We start from the raw sequence: 22933 nt of genomic DNA on the forward strand, positions 1-22933 counted from the left end.
ATTGATAAGCTGATGCTTGCTTATCAGAATGGCGATGACGCTGTCTTAGATCAAATTTACATGATGCTAAGACAGCCGCTTTATTCCTTTATTTATCGTTATTCACGAGATGAGCAGTTGAGCATTGATATCGTGCAAGATACGTTTATCAAACTTCAACGTCACAAACATGATTACAATCCAGATAAAGGAAAACTGAAATCATATCTTTTTCAAATTGCCTATCGATTAATGGTTACGAAATTAAACCGTCGCAAAAAATGGAGAAATCTCTTGCCTTTTTTGACCCCAAGTGAGGCGGAAGACTTCCATCATTCTGACCGGATTGTTGTTCGCGATGCTGTTACGAAACTTCCCGGCATTCAGCGTGCTGTCATCATCCTTTTCTATTATCATGACGTACCGCAACGTGACATAGCAACGATACTTGAGATTCCCAAAGGAACGGTTAAATCAAGATTGCATGCTGCAATTCAAAAATTAAAACAAGAATTGGAGGTAGAGGACTATGAGTAAAGATCCGCTTAAAAACAATCATCACCTACAAAAAAAGCTTGACGAATATCATGTTAATATACCCGATTTTCCAATGAAACCGAATAGATGGGAGCGACTGATCAACCTCCTGGCCTCACCAACGCGAGATCCTCTTGAACCATTTTTATCTACATCCGGTGGCCTCTTACTTCTAAAACTTGCTCCCATTATGGGTGCGGCAATCATTGCAATCATTCAAATGTTAATTTTCCTGTAAAATCCTTGATACAGTCGTTTAAACTCAACGAAACTGGTGAATATTAACCGTGAAGGAGAGATAAATATGGTTTATGAAAATAAACAAGATTGGCCAGAAAAATATGATATTAACAAGCTTGTCACACGTCAAAAGGACATTGACAAGATTATCAAAGGTGAAAAAACATCTGAACGTCGTAACGATCGCTATGCTGATGCTGGCGATGAATTAGAGTTGGACGGACATACATTTGTCGTCGAGGACGTTTATCCTCAAAAACTAAAAACAGTGACTGAAGAAAATGCTAAACAAGAAGGTTACGATAACTTAGAGGAATACAAAAAGTCCCTCACTTCCATTCACCATGGCGCAGTCTGGGATCCCGAGGCAGTCGTTTGGGCACATGAGTTGAAGGAAAAATAATAATTTAACAAAAGATCGATTCCCCACCGAAAATACTAATTTATTTTGCAGGTGGGGATTTTACTGACCATTATTTTTTTAAAACTAATTTTGTCGTTTCATCCGCAGATAATACATATAAAGGGATGGTGCTAGGCAACAAACGAAAACAATTCCCCCAATAAGGGTTCCAGTAGCTAAATCACCTGTTAAAGTGATTAATATTCCAAACCCAATCGCAACAATAACACTGACGAAGAGTGATATGATTAACCCTTTTTTTGGAGATTTTTCACTTGATTCATGATCTATACTAATGCCCATGGACAAATAGGCAGAAGCGACACCTGTGATTATAAAAACGAGCCATAGTGGATTGGCTGTCATCCCTTCCATTCCTTTAGTGACCAAGTCATACCCTAAGATAGCAATGATTCCAACGGTTTGTATTAAAAATAAGACCCTAATATTTTTCAAGTTTTTCAATTGCAATCGTTCATCAGTAATCTTTTTCATCATTTTGCACGATCCTCCTTATCCACCCAAAATAGTTCATCTAACGATTGATTGACGACATCACAAATCGCAAGACACAACTTCAAGGAAGGATTATACTTTCCTTTTTCAATTAAACTAACCGTCTGACGAGTAATCCCAACTTTTTCAGCTAATTCCTGCTGGGTTAAATCTACCTGAACGCGAGCAAGCTTTACGTTGTTTTTCACATATAATCCCCCCATCTTACTTTTATCGTAACATATAAGTTACATAATTCAATATATAAGTTACATATGAATTATAAAGAATGCTTCATTTTCTTTTTAAATAAAAAAGCATGTCCTGATGTAATATCAAAACATACTATACCTCACCAACATCCCATTGATTTTGTATTATAAGCTAATGTTATTCCGGAAAATTAACTTAATAAGGGGCAATTCTATGTATCCTATAAATCTTGAGACAAGCGAATCATATCCCTACACCTTATACCATTCTCAAAAATTTCTTCTGAATAATTCCTAATAAAAAAATCTGTATCTACACCAATAATCCTAAATCCACATTTTTGATACAAAGCCAGCTGCCCTATACTCGAATTTCCGGTACCAATTTCAATGGTTTGATAACCTTTTATTTTAGCCATATTTATAGCATCCATTACTAGATGTTTCCCTATCCCCTGACCGTGTTGACTTTCTAAAACTGCAACATTCACTAACTCCACTGTACCAGGTTTTGTTGGGAGTAATACATATACCCCAATAATTTGCTGCTCACTTTCGGCTATATAACATTCGCCCCTTTTAACATACTCCTCAACAAGTTCTTTCGACGGATCCGCTAATAATAATAATTCCATCGGTGATTTTTCATCTCTATTTAACTTTCTAATATGCATTTTTATCTCCTGTATTTATTACATTTATTGGTCTCGCCTTAATGCGTTTAAAGTGCTAGCTTTCTCAATACTAAGTTTCATATATTATTAAAATCCAATATCTTTGAAACTAAAAAATTTCTTCAGAATAGATAGGCTCTCTCTACCTAGAACCGAAGCCGAAATCCATTATAAACTTTTGGCAATACGAGTAATTTCTTTTATTACAGAATAAACTTCATTATTATCTTTAATTACAAATAAATGGTCTGCTTCCCCTTCTGTTGGATCAACAACATCTTTCATTTTAGAGTCAGCTTGTTGCCTTAATAGCACTTCCTCAAAATTAGAAGCAAACCTGAATATAGATGTACTGCGTTGACTATTCGTGACTCGCTTGTATAGAACTTTATCTGGAATATCGAAATGGACTAAGACACGAACAAACTCGCTTTTAGGATAGATTTCTTCAAGTAAATACTGTCTTCCTTTTTTAGTACGGTTTGAATTACTAACAATTATATGATAATCAGTGTGTACTTTAGCATAATCAATAATTAACTTTGATATGGAATGTTTAAGAGTATTCGGTCCTGATTTAGGTTGTAGGTTTTTATAATAAGTATTGATAAATTCAGCATGGTTATCTTGGTCCATAACAAAAGAGCGATCCAACTCTTTTTCTAAATCTCTAGCAAATGTACTTTTTCCACTATGGGTTTTCCTACTGTAATAATAACTAACCTTTTAAAAAACTCTCCTCCAACACGAAATTCACACAAATACTCTCCCGTAATAATTAAACAGTAGCGCCCTATTGCAATATAAAATTTAATAGTTTTTATTTTTATGTCTTTTCAGGAAGATGATTTCTTTTTCTTTGGCCAAAATGTATATGAAAAAGACCAGATAAAATCTATAATCAAAATAATTCCCCACACACTGTTTGCGTGGTTAATTTTGTTATCTTCGTATATTTGGAACATATTTTTTATTCGATTCAAAGAAAATTCTTGCCAACCAGCAAATCCACTCATACTTAAAAAGACGAACTGTGCTATTACAAAAATCAGGAGATGGGAATACCAGCCTTTCCTTTCTTCTTTTGCGTGCACTTTCCCATATAGTTCTTGTTTATGGATTTCTTTGTGGGGAAGTTCGGGAACTGGCTCTCCTTTCCAACTTGCAATTTTCCTTTTGAAAAAACTTTCTAACTGTAGAAAATCCTTTTTGCCTAGTGAAATTAAATAAATAAAAAACAAGACGGTAATCACTTGAAAAGAAGAGACCTTTCCAGTTTCAACGTAGTCATAGATTGCGATTAAAGCTATAAATAGTTCATTCAGAATTAGTAAAACTATAAAAACATAACCTATCCTCGGCTTATTGAACCAATATCTCATGATAAAAAATGCACCAAGCAATACGAAAAAGAGAATTTCGGCTACGATAACGAATGACCATTTATGCTGCATTAAAAAAGATATCATTTCCATCGTCTTATTACTCCTTTACTTAACAATCTTCCCTATTTTTTAAGCCAGCTACTAAAACAGTCTGATATAAAATCAGCTAAATAGGTTTCAAAAAATGCAGCTATAATAATTAAAGGTAAAGTCAAAACAACATCTCCATATATCTATGATATCCCTTCAATCTGACCCGATAATTGAATAATATTGTTAAACAAACGTGCCTAATTCCGGGAGATTGTTTTTGAGACTCTGAAGAAATCACAATATTAATTAAACTATTTATAAAATGAGTTTCATTCCTTCGTGGCTTGCTGTGAACCCTAACTTTTCATAAAAACGATGGGCATCGCTGCGTTGTTTGTCCGTGGTCAATTGAACCATACCGCATTTCTCTGATTTAGCAATCAATATAGCCTCTTCAAATAACTTTTCGCCAATCCTCTTTCCTCGATAATTTCGATCGACACGTACACCTTCAATCTGTGCACGTTTCATTCCTTGTCTTGCTAATCCAGGAATTATTGTCAGTTGAAGACATCCAATCACCTTTTGGTTTTCAACAGCTAAAATAATCTGGTTTCCAACCTGTGTTTCTATCGCATTAAATGCTTCATAATAAGCTTCTGGTAGTGGTTCTTCAAAACGTTCACGCTTTGATCCTAATTCATCATCAGCGAGTAAACGAACAATTGAATGTAAATCATTTTTATTTGCTTTACGAAATTCCATTGATAATCACCTCAATTTTATCCATTTGTTTAAAACGTTTAAAGGATTTACGAATAACTGACACAGTTTGCGCAACAATCATTATCAAACACCCTCTCTCATTCCATTAAATGCCACGATCATAGAATAATTTTATTAAACAATCGCGCATACTCGTAATATAAGGTTAACCAGATATTTCTGGTTGACCTTTTGTGGAATAAATCACTTAATACTACTGGATATAAACATTGAAGCATCTTGTTTCGCAAAAATTCGCTCCCCGTAATAAAATGTTTTAATCTCATTTGATTTAAATCCAACTTCGGATAATCTTTCTTCCATTTCATCGTGCGAAAAGCCATTATGAATTTTTGGATGACTTACATTATTATTTTTGTCAAAATCAATAATTATTAGCTTACCGTCATTATTTAAAGTGTTGAATAATTCTTTTAGTATTTTTTGGGTATCTGGGATATGAAGGAGAACTAATGACATTAAAATTATATCTACCTTAAAATCAGGAGATTTTTCTGTAAAATCTGTATGAAGTACCCTTGCATTCTTGATTTTTTTGGTGGTGATCTTAGCTTCCGCAATATCTAACATTTGTTTCGATGAATCTACCAACAAAACAGAATCAACTAACTCTGATAACTCTAGACTGACTAGACCCGTTCCACCTCCGTAATCTAATAAGGATTTGGATTTACTATTTTGTAATTCTGGTTTTACTTCATTAATTATAACTTTAGCTAATTCAATTCTGTCTTCTGTATCGTACCTTTTTGCCATCTTTTCAAAATGGTTATTTTCCATATTTACTTCTCCGTTCTTTTTATTATTAATTATATTATAAAACAACCTGCTCTATTGTCGAATTAATAACTAAATATTAAAATAACTTCCGACACATATTTAATATGTTTTCAAAATTGTGCTCCGTTAATTAAAGAAGGTTTACACCCATTTCCATTATCAATCCCCAGCAAATGATTCTATGAATTTATTAATTTCTTTACTCATTTCCTTATAACGAGTCCAATGAAGATAATGATGCCCCTGTAAAGTAACAATTTTACTGGCAGGAGAATTAGTAAGTTGTGTTTCATAAAAAGTCACATTGTTTTTACCATCCTCTGTTACCTTATCTTCTTTCGTTGTGGATAATAAAACTGGCATATTAGAAGGAAATTTCATATCAACTGTTTTGTTAATATTATTTTTTATATTATTGGCTTCGTTAACAACGTTTTTGTTGTAACCCTTCCAAGCTGAGATTGCTTTGGTCATTTTTAAATTTTCTTCGGAATATGAACCATCATCAGCAATAGGTAAAAAACTTTCGGGACTTATATATAATGCTAATCTTGCAATTCCAGTAGGTGCCACATAACTCAAACATTTGGGCATTGTAGGGGAGGTTTCCCCAAAGTATTCCAATGCCTGTGGTAACGTGGGGTCGATTCCTATGATGGCTTTAACTTCTTCTGGATATGTGTTGGCAAAATACATACTGTATATTCCTGAAATTGAATGCGGCATCAATATGTATGGGCCTTTTATGTCAGATTTTTTTAAAGCAACCCTTATTTCACCTACTATATTTTCCACTGTTCTTTCCTTGTTGGTTATATCGCTCCATCCATATCCAAACAACTCTACCACTACTACCTTATTTTTCTTTGCCATTTCATTTATCAAAGGTTCAAAATCCAATGCTGGTGCTGCAGTTCCAAGACCACTTAATAAAACTATCGTATTATCGCCATCACCCTTAGTATAAATGTGCATGTTTTTCCCATCAACTTCAACTAATTCCCCTATTGGTGGGTATTTTTTTTGTTCCAATGCAGTCATAATGTTACTAAAAATAACCCATATAGCAAATGCTGCTATTAAAGCTAATACAATATTCCTTAAAATTATCCAAGGTCTAAATTTCTTTTTTTTATTTTTTCTCATTACTTCCTGTGTCCTTCTTTCTTTTTTATTCCATAATACCATACGAACAAATTCTAGTAATGAGTCTTGGAAGTAATTTAATATAGATCTTGAGGCTTACTGAACATACTAGCAGCTCTTTATGTACATTTCTTCATAATACCTTCTTAATCCTAGCATATAATCACAACGGCATTACTCCCTCCAAACTATTATGGTAGATATCAAAATAATGATATAATAATATGAAATGATAGGAGCAGTAATATTGAAGTGGTCAGAAGTAAGAAAAATGTACCCAGATCAATTTGTAAAATTGAAAATACTTTCATCTCATGTTGAAGATAATCAAGAAATCGTTGAGAATATGGCTGTGATAAGGTCTGTACCGGAAGAATCAGCTACAAAGGAACTTTTAAAATCAAAAGGTGAAGATTTGATATATCACACTTCCCATGAAAGTATTGTACTCGAAGTCCGACAAGATGTAGTGTTGAGGAGATTCTACTAACATGAGGATTAAAATGGCTTACTAAGAAAAGCGCCCGTTTGCTGTAACCGATGTTCATCGGAACTTTTTAGCTTCCGCAGTATAAATGTACTCGTGACTTGGCTCTCCTCTGAAAAAGTCAGCATTTTCTTCAAAGCCCGTATACTCAAATCCTAAACGTTTAACTAATTCAATCGACTTAATATTTCTAGTGTCTATGTACGCTTCAAATTCAATAATTTCATATTCCTCTATTAACCTATTTATTATCAACAACAAAGCTTGCGTAGCATATCCCTTTCCCCAATAATTTGAATTTAGGATATAAGCAACTGATGCTTTTTTATCGTTCATGAATATTGTCGCTTGAAGGGTTCCGATATATTGTGATATTTCGCTATCATACAAAGCATAATTTAACCAAATTTCATCCAAATGAGAGGGAGCCCCTTTGGACAAAACATCAAATTTGTTGGCGAGAGTTTCTTCGCTTGTAGGTGGATTTTCAGGAATATAATTATAAATTTTCGGGTCTTTTAATACCTCAAATAATCTTGATGCATGGTCTTTTTTCAATGGCTCTAACATCAATGATTTAGACGTAATTTTCTCGCTCATATAAGTCTCCTCGCTATTTTTTATCGTCAAATTTTTTTACTATAGTCTGGGCCGTTAATTGATTAATATTGTTAAACAAACGCGCCCGATTGCGGAGATCTTAAAAGTACTACTACTGAACATTTTCACTAATAAATAATTTACTATCGAGTTTGAGAATCGAGCTGTTGTCCATATTAAATTTCATCATCTGATCAAAAGGTGTATTTGTTAAATAGCATTGCAAGCACATAATAACTGCACGATGAGTTACAATTACAACATTTTCTCGGTTTCTCTTAATCACCTTATGTATGGCTGGCAAAACACGGTTTAGCAATTCTTGATAGGATTCTCCCTTAGGGGGTTTGCTATATCTCTGATTCACGGACCACTTTTTATATTGTGCTGGATATCTTTCTTCAATTTCATTCCAAGTCAACCCTTCCCATTCCCCGAAGTTTATTTCCTGCAAACCTTCTATTGATACATATTTAACTTTAGTTAATTCACTTAAAATTTGTGCTGTTTGAATTGCTCTTTTTTGCGGGCTTGAATAAATTGCTGAGAAATTATAATCGGAATTCAGCAAAGTATTACTCAGTAGTTTTGCTTGAGTAATACCAGTTTGATTTAGCTCAATATCCATGCTCCCTTGTAATTTTCCTCTTATATTCCAATCTGTTTGTCCATGTCTTATTAAATAAATCTGCATAAATGAACACCTCCTACCTAATAAAATTCTTGCTTTATTCATAAATTAGAAATCTTTTTTAACAAGGGTTGTTCACTGGTTTTATATAACAATCTGGCCCTATTCTGGAACACCACTATGCCGCAAGCGCGCCCGTTTGATGAACAAAATTTAATTTTTAGTCCATTCCATTAAATACTCTTGTTTATTGGTTTGCTCATCTGTTAATTCTTCTTTTATAATGAAGCCGTTCTTTTCGTAAAAACGTACTGCTGATAAATTTTCTTTATACACCTTCAACCGAATTTTATTTCTTCGTCTTTTTTCAAAGTTCAATAACTCTTTCCCAGCTCCATTGTTTTGATATGCTACATCAATAAAAAGCGCTGCTAAATAGCCTTCTACCATTGAAATAAAACCTATAATTTTTGTTTGATTAGTTATGACATGCGTTTCTGACATTGGAATATACTTTTCTTTCATCTCTTCAATTTGGGATTCCCAATAACCAGAATAAATAAAATCGTGTGCCTGTAATGAACTTTTGTACCAAATATCAATCAAGATATCAATATCGTTTTCTTTATATGCCCTTATCATAATATCCCTCTTTTTCCATTTAACCCATACTTCACTATCCGTGTCCAATTTTTAGTCTAACTTCACGCTGATCCTTCTTCCAAAAATGCACCCGATTGCGGCACAGTAAAATCAATGAATATCCGCCTTTTTAAAATAGACGATCAACGCAATAAATCCTGTGAGGGCTGTAACTATTATAGCTGTATAAGAGTATTCTGGCGGATATGTTGAGGGAAGTGTATGATTAGCAATATCTCCTGCCGCTGCCCATGGAAATAACGCCCTGTGCTCCGAACTCCCTCCCATTACATTTATTAAAGTTATAACCACAGTAAAAATAATAGTTGGAACATAATTCTTCATAACAAGCGTCACAAGTATAATGGGTGTGGAGAGTATAAATAATAATACTCCTCCTATACTAAATTCTTTAAATGATTCTACCAGTAATGAGATGTCCAGACCATCAAACTGCGTTAACAGGCCTAAGAACAAAGTGAGAAACCAGGCTATCATTGTTAACATCATAATCCACATAAACAGCAGAAGCGTTTTACTCATAATAAAGCTTACTCGTGATACGGGGATTGTTAAAATATTCTTTATTGTATTTTCCACATATTCACGATTGAAAAGATAAGTAGTTACCACTCCATATAAGGGAGCCCCTATGATGAGAACAGTATATAAATTGACATTGTAAAAAAGTTCCTTGAAAGGAGTAGACGGTTCATTCACATATGTGGCTACTACCACTACAAGAGGAGCTACGGCTGCACCAGCTATGCTTAACAGAAACATACTAGAACGTTTAAGCTTTAAAAGTTCAGTAAATAATAAACTAGCCAATTGCACCACCCCCAACTAACTTTGTAAAGTAATCCTCTAGCCCTTCCTCGCTTATATTTATTTTTAACACTTCAATACCATTTTCAACAAAAGCCTTGTTAAGCCTTCCCTGTTTGCCCAGGTGGGAATATACACGAATATTACCTTCGGCATGAACTTCATAATCAGATATGCCAAATTGACTTTCTAAGAGCATGATTGCTTTATTGTCATCAGAGACTTGAAACTCCAAATAATTACGGTTTCTTTCCCTAAGCTTGTCGAATGCAATTTCTTCTAAAAGTCTTCCTTCATGGATAATCCCCATATGAGTTGCTAATTGTTCAATTTCTGATAGTATGTGACTGGATACAAATATAGTTATATTTCTATCTTTAGCTAAAGATAGAATTAAACTTCGTATTTCCTTTATCCCAATTGGATCCAATCCATTAGTAGGTTCATCTAATATTAGTAGTTCCGGATTATGGAGAAGTGCTCTGGCTATTCCGAGTCTCTGCTTCATTCCTAAAGAATATTTGCCGACAAGCTTTTTTGTTTCATTATGCAGATCGACAATTTCTAAAGCCTCTTCTATCGTATTTTTCTTATGAACCCCTAGGATTTTTGCGTTGATTAAAAGATTTTCTCTTGCTGTGAGGTTTTCATAGAATCCTGGAACTTCTACAATGGATCCGATACGTCTTAAAATACTTTTTTGATTATTAAATAGGTTCTCACCAAATATTTCAACTTGCCCAAAAGTAGGTTTAATTAACCCTAATAACATCCGTATAGTAGTCGTTTTTCCCGCACCATTTCGACCCAAAAAACCGTAAATCTCCCCTTGATTCACAGTTATGTTCAGGTGATCCACTGATTTCTGTTCTCCATAAATTTTCATTAAATTTCTAGTTTTGATGATTTCACTCACTTTAAACACCTGCTTTCAATTAAGCATTCATAGTAACAATATAGGCATTCGCCAACGTTGTACCCCTTAACCTTATACAGGCGAAAGAAATACAGAAATCGATTTTTCTTACATTAACCTTACATTTTTGAAAGAAACACTCTAGGATCATGCTGATCATCGCTAGTAAGACTTATTCAACAATCTGGCCCGATTCCAGAATACCATTATGCCGCAATCGCGCACGTTTACTAGAGATAATCATCCTTATCCCAAAATTATAGCTGTAGTTATTACCAATAAATTGTTATAAAAGTCATAAGCAATCTATTGATTAAGGGTTTTCAATTCCCGTAATAATTTTATCGCTTCCTCCATATCTAGATCCTTTTCTATGTGTTCTGGTGTCCAAGGAATATAAACATCAGGCTTAATTCCCTGTTCAGCACTTATCTCACGGTGATCTAATTGATCCAATCTAGATGTCGCATACATAAGTTTAAATTGATCATTCCATACCATCTCTGATAGGTTGGAATAATCATTGACGCCCATTGTTGGACGGCCAATTACCGTTATTTTCGGGGTCTGTTTACACAAGTAAACAAATATGTCTCCTGCACTTCCACAATAATTATCTGTTAGGACAATAATACTTCTAGGAAAGTCTTGGCCAGTTATTTCGTATGTATTTTCACTGCTTTCGTCATTTAAATTAACAAATCCTTTTCCCCGATGCTTATCCCAAGTTTGTTCCTTCCACTGTTTAAGCCGTTCTCGGTACTCATCATTATCAATCTTTTCTAATTCCTCTTCAATAACTTTTATGATTAAATCTGCATTCCTATTTGTGCAGTTGACCTTCATGTTATAGAAAGTAAAGTCAATTTTATTTTTTCCTTTGGGAAAGAGATACTTTTCCAATGATTTGTAAGACAGCGTGCTTCCACCTAGATTAGTACGTACATCAATAATCAAATTTTGTGTTTTTTGTAGCTGCTCTCCGTAGATTTCTAGTAGGTGATCAATGGGGGTAGGCTCAAAAAAATCGGATAACGTCATAAGTAATGTATCATTATCAATTCGTTTGATAGTATGTGACTGTTTATATTCTTCCTTTTCATACTTCTTTAAATCTAGGGTTCGTATATTTCCTTGGGGATTTACAATCTTAGCCACACTATACCTTGGAATAATCTTTCTCCAACTTTCACGTTCTGCTTTAGACTCCATAAGTTGACGCTTATGCTTTTTTACCAATTCCAAAACTGGTATACGATCTAGAGACAAAATTGCATCACCTAGCTTTATACGCTTTTCATTTGTAGTTGCAGTAACATACAATTTATCTTTATACCGTCTTACACGGAAACCGTTATCGTATTCTTTTTGTAAACCATTTCCGATTAAATTGAAAAATATATGAGGGTCTTTAAAGTCCAGTAAATAATCTTGAACAATTTCCAAGAATCCGTTTATCGTTAATTCACCTTTATTTTCCAAATCCCTAATACTATCCGCGTATCTTTCTGGATTATCCCAACCCTTTTTGTCTATGTATCCCGCGTAGTCGTGATGCATAATATTAACTAATTCTTGAAAAATTTCCGTGTACATATTTTCACATCCCTGAAAAAAGTATAAATTGAAATAATAATGAATCAGAAGAAGTAACACACTTGGTTATGCAATGATCCGACTCGTTTGCGAAAGAGCAAATTGAATAAAAAGTATATTTACAATGGAAAACAAGATTACACATCCAAGTTTTACCCAACTCACCAATATTATTGAGTTATTATGCTTCTTTAGATATCTGATAAATAAGATTGATAATACATAAACAAAGACTATTGTTCCAGGCATTAACAAACTAATCCATTTGCTCCCCCAGCCATCAACTACGCCATTTGTTAAATGGATTGGTATTGTTTGCGGCATTTGTGTAATTGCATAAAGCGTATATACAATCATCCCGATTATTACAATTACACAAACGATATCGTGTATTAAAAATATTTTTTTGGTTGAATATTTATTCATATCTCCACCCCCAAATATTATCGATAATACCTTATCTTTATTTAACATAATGGTCCGTTGATTGAATAATTTATTAAGCAATGCACCGATTGCTTAATAAATCTTACGGAATATGATGAGATACAAAAGATACAGGTAAAACGCAAATACAAGGGCTGAAACAATTATCTGATTTGTGGCAAATGGAACAAGCATCGTTAGATCAACCAAAAACAATACAATGAGACCTATCATTGATAAGATTCCGTAAATCCATTTTCGAACCATACCCAACACCCTTTCTAAGATAATTTTATTCAGTTGTGTAACAATCTGATTCAATTCTGGAACAACTAGTGGGACAATCTTGCCCGTTTGCTAAACTCCTTTAAGGAGAACGGTTTATTCAATTATGATTACTTCCCCATCCCTCAATGCTTTAAATAGAATTTTATTTTCGATCATATATTCAATTGCTTGGTTCATATCGTTGGATTCTTTGTGGTCTGATTTATAATGAGGGGCAATTACATAATCCAAAATGCCTAACCCTTCCCATATAGTCTGATGTTCATCACCGTAAGGCTTCTGTTCAGGTTCATCTACTAAATGTATACCTTTTAGAGTTGGTCCAAGGATACAAGCCCCTGCACTATATCCCCCATATAGAATATCTCTTTTTTCCTTATAATACTTTTTAATAATTTGATCGAAGCCGCTTAATCTCATCGCTTGTGCAAGAACAAAAGTATTACCGCCTCTTACCCAAATAACATCGTATTGATCAAGCTTTTCTTTCAACCGCTCTTGGTTATGAAAATACTTCTTCAAGTCTAAAATATCAACCGTGAGACCTAAGCTTTGTATATCACCTACATCCGCCGCATCACTTTTATTTTTTCTTTCCAAATCAGTAGCAAAATCTAATGCATTATTGATATAAGCGACTTTTTTATCTCCATTTTCCGTTAGTTCGATTAGTTTCCGTTCTTCATTTCCAATTTTAAAAGATGAAAGATAAAATTTCATATTGTTCCCCTCACTTTTCACGCTTTCCTTTTCTGTTAAATGGCCCATTTAAAGCAGAATTACTTTATTTACTAGTACTCATCGTATACTTCCTATCAACGTCCCATTTGGTCCAATCCAATTACAATAAAAATCACAATCACATCAATAAGGGCTAGGATTGCAGAGATTTTCCCAACCACAGCTCCAAACCATATGCTAAATATAGCTGTTAAAATCGCCAGAACACCCAAAATAATAAAAAGAATACCAACGCTGTTTCCCAGTTTTTCATTATTAACCGGTTCCCACGTTATCCAGAAGCCGGCTAGTAAGGTAATTATTCCTTTTGTCCGAGCAATATATCCAACCCAAATTAAAAACACACCGATAATAAGACCGATTCCCGTTTCAATTCCCATTTTTGTCCTCGTCTCCTGTTATGCTATTTTCAATTGAAAGTAACAGATATTCCCAATGCTTTTTGAGGGAAAAACCATTGAATCACCTCCTTCTCTTTTAAACAATCTGGTTCGCTAATAATCAAAGATATTTATTTTTAAAGTGCTTATTTTATAAAAAAGTTTAGTAAGAATGATTTATTTAAGATGACTTTCCGACTGTGCAAAAACCGCATTGTAATTAGTGTTAATCGTGGTTCGTGTGCGAATAAAAATAATTACATTCACAGCCAATAAAACTATGAAGCCAGCAAGTCCATTCAAACCGTTGAGCAATTCCGGATTCCCACCAGCTACGATCATAATACCAAGGGAAGCACTACCATTGATAACACCATGAAAAAATGCAGCCGGAAAGACGGAACGTGATTTAATTGTAATTAAAGCTAAAATCGGTGACATAAGCATACAAGATACAGTTATCATCAATACACCGAAGATAGGAGTACTTGGATAATTATGTCCTGCAAAGATTGTTAGTGGTGCATGCCATAGCCCCCAGATGAGTCCTATGAGTAATGATGCTTTCCAGAAGCCGAGTGCGTGAAACTCACGAAGTAGAAAACCGCGCCAGCCAATCTCTTCTCCAAAAGCAAATATAGCGTTGATGGTAATTCCGCCAATAAAACTTTGACCAGCGAGTAACCACAGTGGATGGAAAGGCAGTGTCTGAAATAAATCATTCATTGTTGCAGAAGTTGTTGCATCTACGGTACTTAGGTAATTCTCCATCCCTAAATCAAGCGTTACACTTGGGAATAAAATAGCGACTAAGGCGGTTAGTCCAATAAGTAGTAACGGAAAGATCATAGCGAAAGGCCACCACCAATTTGGCCGTGTCGTGAGTAATAATGGTCGAGCGACTGCTTCTTTATAGATTAATTTTTGGACAATCAATACGGCGATTAATGGAATAAACATATACCCTAGCATGAATATGTAGATTAAAAACGGGTTATTTCCAAGACCACTAAGAAAAAATATAGTAGAAATGCCAAAACTCAATCCGTAAAGCCATAAAATATAAGTCAAAATCTTTCTTTTATCCATTCGAAAACACACATCCATTCTTTATCTTGAACTTTACAAAATAGTAACATCGTTTTAATTTAAAAAAACAAAATCATAATAAAATTATTCAACAACCTGACCGTTTGTTCTATAAAGACGAAATCGAGCAAACGCGCTCTATTGCTTAGGAATTCTTAGCTCAGATTAAAAATAAAGAACTATTTCTTTCTTTAGGAAGTGATGAGAAGATAAATATCATAGCTATTAGTGTTCCTATAAGGTAAAGAACTGACTGTAGGTCACAAATTTCCTCTTGTTGGAAATGCACTATTCCTAGAACTACGGCTAGTGTCCACCCAATAATTCCACACATAATTTTTTCTTCATGTACATAATATCTCCCCTACACTTTATCTCCCCTTGTTTTAACTTAAACAATCTGGCCCGATTCCTTATGTGACAACTGCGCTCGTTAATGGAATAAAGCATTTGATAAAATGGATAAGTAACCACAAAATTAAATGATGAATGGCACATCATTTTCAATTCTAAATCTCATGTCATCCAGGATATTTTTAATATCTGTACTCATTTCATTGGATTTAAACGAATTTATAAAAAATAAGTATGAGTATAACAACCTATACTCCAAAAAAAGGGAATTAATTTATACTGTTCTTCAGATATTGTAGTCTTTTCAAGATACCCTTCAAAGAAATGTTTTGTAAACTGTTCATAGAATTCAGCACTGTTAATTTTATTTTGTGTTCTATTTTTTTCTAGCGCATGATAAATTGGTATGGAAGCATCGTAGGCATACCAACTTTTTCGGACATCACCAAAATCTAAAACGTACATTTCGTTACCACTCATCATTATATTCTGATTATGCAGATCGTGATGAACAACACCATAAACATCTTTGTTAAATGGCATTATGGACAACTGCTCCATATATGTACTCCATTTTTTTTTGATTATTCTCCCCGTTCCTTTGGAAAAGTCCTCATAATTTATATCATGGTTCCATTCCAAGTAACCTTTATCCAGTTCAAGAGAGTAATTTTTGGATACTTCATGCATTTCCCCTAACGTTCTCCCCCACTGTTTAATGAGATGATTGTCCTCCTCGTAATCGAGCAGAACGTTTCCTTCAACATTTGAAAATGCAATTATATAAAAATCTTTCTTTTGACCTTTTACCAATTCAATGAACTTTCCGTTCTGTGAAAGTATCGGCGCTGGCGTATTAATACCATTTGTAGACATCAATTTTATAACTTCTAATTCTTTTAACAAATTCTCTTTTCTGTGCTTCTTAGTATCCAAAAACTTAATTACAATGTTTCTATCATGGCTAAGAAAAACGTTATCATCAAACCCACCAAGGAGTTCAAGTTTATCTGAATCTACACCGTATACTTTTTCCGACTGCTTAATAATGATTTTTTGCACCATGTACCCCCTACTAGGTGTGTCTTATAAATTTCTACTTATGGCGAGATTAGAAATCGAGTCAACTAACATTGTGCAACAATCTGGCCCGTTTCTGAAATACAGGGCACAGAACATTATTCAACAACTGCACCCAATTCTGGATTAGTCAATTTTATAAATCAACTCATGCTTCAAAGCAAGTGTTAAATAAATATTTATCCTTTATATTTATTGCTACCAGGCAATGCCTTTATTTCATTCCAAGCTTTAATTGCATCTTCTCTTTTTTTTCCTTTGTTTTTAGGGTCTGCGAAATAATCTCTAGTAAATTGATTGTATTCAAATTGTGAGCCGATTTGTCTTTTATAGGATGGGTCTTTTTTTCTTTCTTCTTCCCCATACCACGCATTTACAACGTCCTGATATGTTTTTCCTACATTTTCTTTAAAATAATTTTGGATATAAGTTGAGAAGTGAAATTTAGGTATTACCGATTTAAAAAATGTTCTAACTACCTGACTACAACGATGGTTTTTCGTAATAACCGTATCTAAACTTAATTCCTCTAATTTTACTTTTTTTGTGGAAATATTTCTCCTTCTCATCGGCTTTTGTATTTTCCCTGTTTCGAGAAACACTGCTATCCTATCCGTTATTTCTATTTTAGATCCAGAAGAACTTATTCCATTTCCCCTACAAAATGTTTGCAATTCCTCTTTTAACCAATAAAAATTACGAAAGTCATCTACGTTTAAATTGCTTGTTAGTTCAGGTCTCAATTACTCTCTCTCCATTCCAATCCACCATTCACCCAATTTTATTCACCTTATGTTTAATAGTATCTCTAAGAAACTCTGCCATCCCTTTGTTTCGTTAAATGGCCCGATTGCTGAAGACCATTCTGCACATCTATGTTTCCGGATACGAAGAAACACTCCTATCTAGCGTAGTTCTCCTTCACTAAATTTAATATAGAAGCTTTGTATAAATTAAGCCATAGCCATTCACCATAACTAAAGCGTCTCATCCAATTTCTGAATCTTTGAGTGGGAAATTAAATATACATCGCCTAAAATGTCGATTTTGTCTCCTTTTGTGCGTACAGCACAATCTTTGTTCGACGCATATATATTCATTTCTTCCGATAAGGGAGACAGTTCGCTGTGAACGAGCGCCATATTATTTTCAAGATCAAAATGAGACAGAACGGAAAAATCGTCAAGGCCGATTCCGTCGTAAACAGCACTTATTTCATCTCCAAAGTTTTTCGAGCATAACCATTTAGCTGACATGTTGATTGCACCAGCACTTGCTCCTATCACTACGGCTCTGCTTTTTTTAATTAAATCCGACAATTCGTATTCCTTCAAAAAATATTTTTGTTTAAGAATACTTCCACCCAATAAAAAAATGACTGAAGCATTTTGAATTAACGTTTGGGCATCTTCCTTCTGTATGCAATAATTAATTAAGTGATATTTATCAAACATAATGCTTGCCTTGTTAAGCCACGAACGTTCAGTAGCACCATCATCTTCATAACAAGATGGATTCGAGCTAATCATAACAAGCGATTTTCTATCAGTTATATCCTCCTCTAAAACCCTACCTAGATTCTCTGGAAAAAAATTGCTAAACCAACCTAAATAATAGTGAGTCTTCATAAGTACCTCCGTAGCAAAGTGTAAAGAGCATTAATTTCCTGCATCTTATTCTGTTTTCTTATCACCAACACAATATTCTCAATATGGTTCAATTTTTGAATAATGATATCCTACCTGTGTCCATCTTTACGAGCTTTTATATATCCATAAAACACACAAGTACCGTTTTGGGCTAGATCTTTAACTTCAAAACCACATTTTTTATAGAAATTAAAATTGTTAGCTGAGGTATGTGCGAACCAATCCCCGTGAGGAAGTTTTTGAACACAAAGTTCCACAAGTTTCTTTCCTATACCATTTCCTCGATATTCCGATAAAACAACCAAATCCATTATGTTAGCAGCCATTATTTTGTCTGAGATAACCCTAACCATCCCAATCATTCTGTTATCGTCCCATACAGTAAATGCCCAAGTTGAATTAATAAAAATTAATGAAAACTTTTCTTTCTGCCAAGTTGGAGTATTTCTAGCCCAGCCAGCATCTTCGAAAAGGGCTTCTACGGCATCTGCTGGGACCCCGTTCGTTCCTTCTCTAATTGTAACTCCATTAAAATATTGATACATACTTCTCCCTCCTTTATTTTTGTATGTATGAATACTATATTGTACGAAAATTTACCTTTATTAAAGGACTTATTCAAGATTCTGACCCGTTGCTGAAGACCGTTCTGCACATCAATTTCAGATAACGAAGAAACAATCCAACTACGCCCCGTTATTCATATAAATGGAGCCCTTTACTTATATTCTGACTTTATAAGTCCATAAATTTCTGAATCCTCAAATACACCTAGTTTAATAATGTCTTGCTTGAGAACTCCTTCTTTTTTCATTCCAATATTTTTCATTACTTTGACTGACGCTGGGTTCTTCGACATAGCCCTTGCCCATACACGGTTGAGGTTTAAATCTTCAAAACTATGTCTTACTATTTCAGCAGCTGCCTCAGTCGCGTAGCCATTACCCCAATAAGCTTTACCTACCCAATAAGCCAACTCTCCTTTTTTATGGGGTTTATTAACACGTATTGTCATAGTTCCAACTAGAATGCTTTCGCTTTTTAACACCATCGCAAAAGGGAATGTCCCGTTTTTCACCATTCTGAGATGACTTTCAATCCAACTTTCCGCTGCATCTATTGGATAGGGATGTGGTATACCTAATGTTGTTTTGGCAACATCCTCATTTCCTGCTAATTCTTGGACTCTAGTGGCATCATCCATTCCAAAAGGACGAAGAATTAAACGGTCTGTTTCGAGTGTTTTTTGCACTTTCTCTCCCCCATATAACATAATCCTTTAAACGATTAAATAGTATGATAATTGAATAAAGTCGTTAAATAAACACGCCTATTCTAGAAAAAGGACATTGAGAATTCCTATGAACCTGTTCTACTTTTGTTGTTCTCTTTTTTATGTAATTGCCAAGTGTTAATCATACTGGGAACTCCTACTATCATACTCGCCATGAAACTCCACATTACATAACGCCATTCTCCTGTGAAAAATGACACTCCCGTAAAATATAATAACTGCCCCACAAGTGCAAACCACGATGCTATCCAGGCGAATTTTAGATTTTTTTTCATCATTTTCACCTCCTAAAGTTATACAGCTAACTCAAAATTGGGTGCTGCTCGTTATTAAATAATTGCATCCGATTGTAGAAGATAAAACTATCCAAATTATTGAAGAAATAACTGATATATATAGTATTGGAGCAATCCTTTTAATATCCCATTTGATCTAATCCGATTACAATAATAATCATAATCACATCAATAAAAGCTAATATTCCAGAGATTTTTCCAACTGTATTCCCAAACCATATGGCTAAAATAGATGTTAACATAGCTAAAACACCTAAGATGACCAAGAGAATACCAATCCTCTTCCCCAGTCTTTCTTTATTAACCGGTTCCCACGATTCCCTGAAACCTGCAAGAAAGGCAAATACCTGTTTTGTCCGTACAATATAGCCAGCCCAAATTAAAAGTACGCCAGTGAATAGGCCGATTCCCACTTCAATTACCATTTCTTTTGCCTCCCCTTTATATCAGCAATTATTCTTACGTATTTAACATATAAGAAGTTTCATTTATTCCATAAAATGGTCCTGTTTTCGAACGAGTGCAAATCCTTGTTCCAGAATAGCACCTAATTGTTGCGTAACATTTATAACATTGTAACGGAAAAACAGAGCTGAATATTAGCTCTGTTTCATTGAGAAATTTTCACTTTAAAAGATTTAAACTCAACAGGCTGGATAGAATCATTCTTATATTCTAATTCTGTTTCCTCTCCATTTTCATCAATTTCTACACCACCGCCACCGGTTGGAAGATCCAAATATGGTGTGATAGTCACTTCAGTTACATCAGAATCGATCGGATCAAATTGTTTATTACTTGTATAAATCATTTTACCTTTTACACGTTCGCCTTTGACACCGCCTGAGTGGCTCTTAATTTCATTCCCATCCTGATCTTCAATCTTAAACTCTATAAAACTTGCTCTGTCACGATCATCATCTGCTAACGCTGCGTCCTCTGAACTTGTAAATGAAACACTGGTACCAGAAGCACCATAGGAAAATTCGGTAACATTTAATTGAATTCCATCTACTGTTTCTTCATGCTGAACTGGTATTTGCTTTATATCATTTGCTTGCTTCACAGGAACAGAGAAATACCAATTTTCGTCATTTTCGCCTTGCAACAATAATCCTAAATCAAATTCGCTGGGCATTTCATCTGTGACTGAAATTGTTTCAATAGCTGTCCGAGAGGTAGAAGATAGTATTTCTTCCCCATATGAACCTGAAGCTCCACTTGGTGCTTTACCGTCGATGATAAAATCCATTCCTGATCCAAAATATTCTTCATCCAGTTCTTGTTCTGACTCCATTTTCAGACCAATCGTTATATTGTTTTGATCATATAACACTTCATCCAAAGTAACGGAAATACCATTAATCGTTTTCGTTTCTCCTACCTGGCTTGTTAATCCTTTTTCTTGGGCTTGTTTTAATCCGATTAAATCTGAATCACCAAAGACGGAACCAATAATAGGTATTTTAGATAAGTTACTAGCTAAAGCAGGAGATTGATGAGAAAAACCAATTAGTATAACAAAAACAGCTGCAATACTACTTAATGCGTACACCAAAGTACGTTTATTACTATTCTTTCTATGCCTTTTTCCTAACTTTTTTTCAGCCTCGCCATTAGCAATACCCAGCTGAATGGCTGTACGAACTTGCTCTTCAGGGAAATCATTTGATTCTTCATATGGATTTTTCATTAAATTGATAACTCCTTTCTATCTCAACTTTTAATTTTTTTCTAGCTCTCCGCAAATGCGTTTTTACTGTTCCCACAGGTTTTTCCATAACCTCTGAAATATCTTTTATTGATAAATCATGATAATAAAACAAAATAATTGATGTTTGATATGATGTACTAAGCTTAGATAATGCTTCTCTCACGTAAGAGGTCTCTAATTCTTTATCATCTTTGCTTTCCAGTTTTTTTAATAAGACATCATCTTCATATGGGATCACTTTCTTTTGTTCACGTAGCAACTTGTAACATTCGCGAATAAGTATTCTAAATAACCAAGTAGAAAAATATTCTGGATTCTTCAATTGATGAATGGATAATAAAGCATTAGACATATCATGTTTCAAAAGTCAAAAGTGCAAATGCCCGATTAGCAACGTACAAGTTGGAGAAGGCCTGACGAGATAAAGGAGACTTGAAGAGCGGAAGCGATTCAAAGTCGACTTATCGTAGGAAGGCATTCGAAACTTGGGGCTGTGATTACTCGCCCCACCAAAAAGCATTGATAGTTGCTGGACGCTTGCGCTGGACGAACAAAAGCGCAGGTGCCCGGTTAGCCCCGAAAAGCTTAAGCAGAAAAACGTAGTGGAGGTTTTTGCCACGCAGTTTTAATGCTTAAGACCTCGAGGGGCTGGGCACTGGAGTTGGACGTGGCCAATTTTAGTATAAAGTTATACACAAAAATTTAATGTTATAGTACGCTAAATAATAAAAAAAGTATGTCTTGACTTCGAATCAAAACATACCGTACCTAGTAGACTGATATAATTTCACAATCTGTCCTATTTTTGAACGGACGCAAATCTTTAGCATCCGATCATAGGAATATTTATGGTTTATCATTCAATCAATTCAACAAAAGTTGTATTAATTCCAAGTGGTCCACTTTCTCTTACTGCGCCCTCGTACCCGACTTTAATCTCATCACCAATTTTAAACGTTGTATCATCCGCAACTGAAAGGTCTACAGTCACTTTTTTTCCAGAACGAAGTATTTTTCCCTCTTTTATATCCACAGTAGCAACTTCATTTTCTATTGTTTCAATAGTCCCTGTAAAAGTGTCTTTTATTTCACTGTCATCTAGTTTTTCACCACCAGAAGAGCCACAAGCAGATAATATTCCAGTTAATATTATCGCAAATAAAATAATAAGGTTTCTACTCAAGGTGACTTCTCCTTTCTACGACAACCCGGCTCATTTACAGAATTTTAGTCCCAAAATCAAACTCTAACA

General features: G+C 34.5%; 32 protein-coding genes and 1 pseudogene. 4 read left to right on the forward strand and 29 right to left on the reverse strand.

The genetic code is table 11. The annotated features are described in order from the left end of the window. Positions 1–12: 12 nt before the first annotated feature. The 3 genes from KQI49_RS03375 (at position 13) to KQI49_RS03385 (ending at position 1159) form a co-directional block, all read left to right on the forward strand. The gene (locus tag KQI49_RS03375; RefSeq protein WP_216487028.1) at positions 13–516 is read left to right on the forward strand and encodes an RNA polymerase sigma factor; all 504 of its coding nucleotides are present in this window, start codon (positions 13–15) and stop codon (positions 514–516) included. Further along, positions 509–754 (forward strand): hypothetical protein, encoded by a 246-nt coding sequence (locus tag KQI49_RS03380; RefSeq protein ID WP_216486787.1) that lies wholly within the window; start codon positions 509–511, stop codon positions 752–754. Before KQI49_RS03375 ends, KQI49_RS03380 begins: the two co-directional genes overlap by 8 nt. A gap of 66 nt (positions 755–820) precedes the next feature. Continuing rightward, positions 821–1159 (forward strand): ASCH domain-containing protein, encoded by a 339-nt coding sequence (locus tag KQI49_RS03385; protein ID WP_216486789.1) that lies wholly within the window; start codon positions 821–823, stop codon positions 1157–1159. 84 nt (positions 1160–1243) lie between these two features. Here KQI49_RS03385 and KQI49_RS03390 read toward each other — a convergent pair whose 3' ends face one another. From KQI49_RS03390 to KQI49_RS03425, 8 genes and pseudogenes are all read right to left on the reverse strand, one after another. Next, positions 1244–1657 (reverse strand): hypothetical protein, encoded by a 414-nt coding sequence (locus KQI49_RS03390; RefSeq protein WP_371817506.1) that lies wholly within the window; start codon positions 1655–1657, stop codon positions 1244–1246. After that, positions 1654–1863, reverse strand: coding sequence for a helix-turn-helix transcriptional regulator (locus tag KQI49_RS03395; protein WP_216486791.1), 210 nt, complete (start codon positions 1861–1863; stop codon positions 1654–1656). Before KQI49_RS03395 ends, KQI49_RS03390 begins: the two co-directional genes overlap by 4 nt. Before the next feature lie 224 nt (positions 1864–2087). After that, positions 2088–2540 carry a GNAT family N-acetyltransferase gene (locus KQI49_RS03400; RefSeq protein ID WP_216486793.1) on the reverse strand — a complete coding sequence of 151 codons (453 nt, stop codon included), beginning with the start codon at positions 2538–2540 and terminating at the stop codon, positions 2088–2090. Positions 2541–2708: 168 nt separating this feature from the next. Further along, positions 2709–3301 (reverse strand): annotated as a pseudogene (locus KQI49_RS03405) (AAA family ATPase). Positions 3302–3376: 75 nt separating this feature from the next. Next, the gene (locus KQI49_RS03410; protein ID WP_216486795.1) at positions 3377–4015 is read right to left on the reverse strand and encodes a hypothetical protein; all 639 of its coding nucleotides are present in this window, start codon (positions 4013–4015) and stop codon (positions 3377–3379) included. Positions 4016–4273: 258 nt separating this feature from the next. Further along, a complete protein-coding gene (locus KQI49_RS03415; RefSeq protein ID WP_216486797.1) occupies positions 4274–4723 on the reverse strand; it encodes a GNAT family N-acetyltransferase in 450 nt (149 codons plus the stop codon). A gap of 204 nt (positions 4724–4927) precedes the next feature. After that, positions 4928–5524, reverse strand: a complete 597-nt coding sequence (locus KQI49_RS03420; RefSeq protein WP_216486799.1) for a class I SAM-dependent methyltransferase — start codon at positions 5522–5524, stop codon at positions 4928–4930. A 159-nt stretch (positions 5525–5683) separates the two neighbouring features. Then, entirely contained in the window at positions 5684–6712 is a 1029-nt protein-coding gene (locus KQI49_RS03425; RefSeq protein WP_371817507.1) for an alpha/beta fold hydrolase, read from the reverse strand. Between the two features lie 205 nt (positions 6713–6917). Here KQI49_RS03425 and KQI49_RS03430 point away from each other — a divergent pair, with 205 nt between their 5' ends. Then, on the forward strand, positions 6918–7160 hold the full coding sequence (locus tag KQI49_RS03430) for a hypothetical protein (protein ID WP_216486801.1): 243 nt from the start codon (positions 6918–6920) through the stop codon (positions 7158–7160). A gap of 54 nt (positions 7161–7214) precedes the next feature. Here KQI49_RS03430 and KQI49_RS03435 read toward each other — a convergent pair whose 3' ends face one another. The 21 genes from KQI49_RS03435 to KQI49_RS03535 form a co-directional block, all read right to left on the reverse strand. Beyond that, positions 7215–7757, reverse strand: a complete 543-nt coding sequence (locus KQI49_RS03435) for a GNAT family N-acetyltransferase (RefSeq protein ID WP_216486803.1) — start codon at positions 7755–7757, stop codon at positions 7215–7217. A 112-nt stretch (positions 7758–7869) separates the two neighbouring features. Next, on the reverse strand, positions 7870–8451 hold the full coding sequence (gene cobC / locus KQI49_RS03440) for an alpha-ribazole phosphatase (protein WP_216486806.1): 582 nt from the start codon (positions 8449–8451) through the stop codon (positions 7870–7872). A gap of 150 nt (positions 8452–8601) precedes the next feature. After that, positions 8602–9030 (reverse strand): N-acetyltransferase, encoded by a 429-nt coding sequence (locus tag KQI49_RS03445; protein ID WP_216486808.1) that lies wholly within the window; start codon positions 9028–9030, stop codon positions 8602–8604. 111 nt (positions 9031–9141) lie between these two features. Further along, the gene (locus tag KQI49_RS03450; RefSeq protein ID WP_216486810.1) at positions 9142–9861 is read right to left on the reverse strand and encodes an ABC transporter permease; all 720 of its coding nucleotides are present in this window, start codon (positions 9859–9861) and stop codon (positions 9142–9144) included. Further along, positions 9854–10774 carry an ABC transporter ATP-binding protein gene (locus KQI49_RS03455; protein WP_216486812.1) on the reverse strand — a complete coding sequence of 307 codons (921 nt, stop codon included), beginning with the start codon at positions 10772–10774 and terminating at the stop codon, positions 9854–9856. Before KQI49_RS03455 ends, KQI49_RS03450 begins: the two co-directional genes overlap by 8 nt. A 306-nt stretch (positions 10775–11080) precedes the next feature. Continuing rightward, on the reverse strand, positions 11081–12370 hold the full coding sequence (locus tag KQI49_RS03460) for a S41 family peptidase (RefSeq protein WP_216486815.1): 1290 nt from the start codon (positions 12368–12370) through the stop codon (positions 11081–11083). Positions 12371–12436: 66 nt separating this feature from the next. Then, complete coding sequence (locus KQI49_RS03465) at positions 12437–12796, reverse strand: DUF1648 domain-containing protein (protein ID WP_216486817.1); 360 nt, start codon at positions 12794–12796, stop codon at positions 12437–12439. A 93-nt stretch (positions 12797–12889) separates the two neighbouring features. After that, positions 12890–13063 (reverse strand): hypothetical protein, encoded by a 174-nt coding sequence (locus tag KQI49_RS03470; protein WP_216486819.1) that lies wholly within the window; start codon positions 13061–13063, stop codon positions 12890–12892. 114 nt (positions 13064–13177) lie between these two features. After that, positions 13178–13804 carry a Type 1 glutamine amidotransferase-like domain-containing protein gene (locus tag KQI49_RS03475; protein WP_216486821.1) on the reverse strand — a complete coding sequence of 209 codons (627 nt, stop codon included), beginning with the start codon at positions 13802–13804 and terminating at the stop codon, positions 13178–13180. 95 nt (positions 13805–13899) lie between these two features. Then, the gene (locus KQI49_RS03480) at positions 13900–14205 is read right to left on the reverse strand and encodes a hypothetical protein (protein ID WP_216486823.1); all 306 of its coding nucleotides are present in this window, start codon (positions 14203–14205) and stop codon (positions 13900–13902) included. A 177-nt stretch (positions 14206–14382) separates the two neighbouring features. After that, positions 14383–15294, reverse strand: coding sequence for a CPBP family intramembrane glutamic endopeptidase (locus tag KQI49_RS03485; RefSeq protein ID WP_216486825.1), 912 nt, complete (start codon positions 15292–15294; stop codon positions 14383–14385). A gap of 573 nt (positions 15295–15867) precedes the next feature. Next, on the reverse strand, positions 15868–16710 hold the full coding sequence (locus KQI49_RS03490) for a phosphotransferase enzyme family protein (RefSeq protein WP_216486827.1): 843 nt from the start codon (positions 16708–16710) through the stop codon (positions 15868–15870). Between the two features lie 197 nt (positions 16711–16907). Further along, complete coding sequence (locus KQI49_RS03495) at positions 16908–17471, reverse strand: DUF6434 domain-containing protein (RefSeq protein ID WP_216486829.1); 564 nt, start codon at positions 17469–17471, stop codon at positions 16908–16910. A 234-nt stretch (positions 17472–17705) separates the two neighbouring features. Beyond that, positions 17706–18356: a Type 1 glutamine amidotransferase-like domain-containing protein gene (locus KQI49_RS03500; RefSeq protein WP_216486831.1), complete on the reverse strand. Its 651-nt coding sequence runs from the start codon at positions 18354–18356 to the stop codon at positions 17706–17708. Positions 18357–18466: 110 nt separating this feature from the next. Then, positions 18467–18922, reverse strand: coding sequence for a GNAT family N-acetyltransferase (locus KQI49_RS03505; protein ID WP_216486833.1), 456 nt, complete (start codon positions 18920–18922; stop codon positions 18467–18469). A gap of 173 nt (positions 18923–19095) precedes the next feature. Beyond that, a complete protein-coding gene (locus KQI49_RS03510; protein WP_371817508.1) occupies positions 19096–19629 on the reverse strand; it encodes a GNAT family N-acetyltransferase in 534 nt (177 codons plus the stop codon). Between the two features lie 107 nt (positions 19630–19736). Next, entirely contained in the window at positions 19737–19946 is a 210-nt protein-coding gene (locus KQI49_RS03515) for a hypothetical protein (RefSeq protein ID WP_216486835.1), read from the reverse strand. 140 nt (positions 19947–20086) lie between these two features. Next, complete coding sequence (locus KQI49_RS03520) at positions 20087–20392, reverse strand: DUF3784 domain-containing protein (RefSeq protein WP_216486837.1); 306 nt, start codon at positions 20390–20392, stop codon at positions 20087–20089. Between the two features lie 185 nt (positions 20393–20577). Continuing rightward, entirely contained in the window at positions 20578–21660 is a 1083-nt protein-coding gene (locus KQI49_RS03525) for a DUF4179 domain-containing protein (RefSeq protein ID WP_216486839.1), read from the reverse strand. Beyond that, entirely contained in the window at positions 21644–22033 is a 390-nt protein-coding gene (locus KQI49_RS03530; RefSeq protein ID WP_216486841.1) for a sigma-70 family RNA polymerase sigma factor, read from the reverse strand. The genes KQI49_RS03525 and KQI49_RS03530 overlap by 17 nt, the downstream gene beginning before the upstream one ends. A gap of 504 nt (positions 22034–22537) precedes the next feature. Next, on the reverse strand, positions 22538–22864 hold the full coding sequence (locus KQI49_RS03535; RefSeq protein ID WP_216486843.1) for a hypothetical protein: 327 nt from the start codon (positions 22862–22864) through the stop codon (positions 22538–22540). Between the last annotated feature and the right edge of the window lie 69 nt (positions 22865–22933).

Source organism: Virgibacillus sp. MSJ-26, from assembly GCF_018918075.1.
Taxonomy (GTDB): Bacteria; Bacillota; Bacilli; order Bacillales; family Amphibacillaceae; genus MSJ-26.

Bases quoted from the DNA above. Each gene is read 5' to 3' on its own strand.
- KQI49_RS03375 (WP_216487028.1), top strand. From the start codon at position 13: ATGCTTGCTTATCAGAATGGCGATGACGCTGTCTTAGATCAAATTTAC.
- KQI49_RS03380 (WP_216486787.1), top strand. From the start codon at position 509: ATGAGTAAAGATCCGCTTAAAAACAATCATCACCTACAAAAAAAGCTT.
- KQI49_RS03385 (WP_216486789.1), top strand. From the start codon at position 821: ATGGTTTATGAAAATAAACAAGATTGGCCAGAAAAATATGATATTAAC.
- KQI49_RS03390 (WP_371817506.1), bottom strand. From the start codon at position 1,657: ATGATGAAAAAGATTACTGATGAACGATTGCAATTGAAAAACTTGAAA.
- KQI49_RS03400 (WP_216486793.1), bottom strand. From the start codon at position 2,540: ATGCATATTAGAAAGTTAAATAGAGATGAAAAATCACCGATGGAATTA.
- KQI49_RS03410 (WP_216486795.1), bottom strand. From the start codon at position 4,015: ATGGAAATGATATCTTTTTTAATGCAGCATAAATGGTCATTCGTTATC.
- KQI49_RS03415 (WP_216486797.1), bottom strand. From the start codon at position 4,723: ATGGAATTTCGTAAAGCAAATAAAAATGATTTACATTCAATTGTTCGT.
- KQI49_RS03420 (WP_216486799.1), bottom strand. From the start codon at position 5,524: ATGGAAAATAACCATTTTGAAAAGATGGCAAAAAGGTACGATACAGAA.
- KQI49_RS03425 (WP_371817507.1), bottom strand. From the start codon at position 6,712: ATGGTATTATGGAATAAAAAAGAAAGAAGGACACAGGAAGTAATGAGA.
- KQI49_RS03435 (WP_216486803.1), bottom strand. From the start codon at position 7,757: ATGAGCGAGAAAATTACGTCTAAATCATTGATGTTAGAGCCATTGAAA.
- cobC (WP_216486806.1), bottom strand. From the start codon at position 8,451: ATGCAGATTTATTTAATAAGACATGGACAAACAGATTGGAATATAAGA.
- KQI49_RS03445 (WP_216486808.1), bottom strand. From the start codon at position 9,030: ATGATAAGGGCATATAAAGAAAACGATATTGATATCTTGATTGATATT.
- KQI49_RS03460 (WP_216486815.1), bottom strand. From the start codon at position 12,370: ATGTACACGGAAATTTTTCAAGAATTAGTTAATATTATGCATCACGAC.
- KQI49_RS03465 (WP_216486817.1), bottom strand. From the start codon at position 12,796: ATGAATAAATATTCAACCAAAAAAATATTTTTAATACACGATATCGTT.
- KQI49_RS03470 (WP_216486819.1), bottom strand. From the start codon at position 13,063: ATGGTTCGAAAATGGATTTACGGAATCTTATCAATGATAGGTCTCATT.
- KQI49_RS03475 (WP_216486821.1), bottom strand. From the start codon at position 13,804: ATGAAATTTTATCTTTCATCTTTTAAAATTGGAAATGAAGAACGGAAA.
- KQI49_RS03480 (WP_216486823.1), bottom strand. From the start codon at position 14,205: ATGGGAATTGAAACGGGAATCGGTCTTATTATCGGTGTGTTTTTAATT.
- KQI49_RS03485 (WP_216486825.1), bottom strand. From the start codon at position 15,294: ATGGATAAAAGAAAGATTTTGACTTATATTTTATGGCTTTACGGATTG.
- KQI49_RS03500 (WP_216486831.1), bottom strand. From the start codon at position 18,356: ATGAAGACTCACTATTATTTAGGTTGGTTTAGCAATTTTTTTCCAGAG.
- KQI49_RS03505 (WP_216486833.1), bottom strand. From the start codon at position 18,922: ATGTATCAATATTTTAATGGAGTTACAATTAGAGAAGGAACGAACGGG.
- KQI49_RS03515 (WP_216486835.1), bottom strand. From the start codon at position 19,946: ATGAAAAAAAATCTAAAATTCGCCTGGATAGCATCGTGGTTTGCACTT.
- KQI49_RS03520 (WP_216486837.1), bottom strand. From the start codon at position 20,392: ATGGTAATTGAAGTGGGAATCGGCCTATTCACTGGCGTACTTTTAATT.
- KQI49_RS03525 (WP_216486839.1), bottom strand. From the start codon at position 21,660: ATGAAAAATCCATATGAAGAATCAAATGATTTCCCTGAAGAGCAAGTT.
- KQI49_RS03530 (WP_216486841.1), bottom strand. From the start codon at position 22,033: ATGTCTAATGCTTTATTATCCATTCATCAATTGAAGAATCCAGAATAT.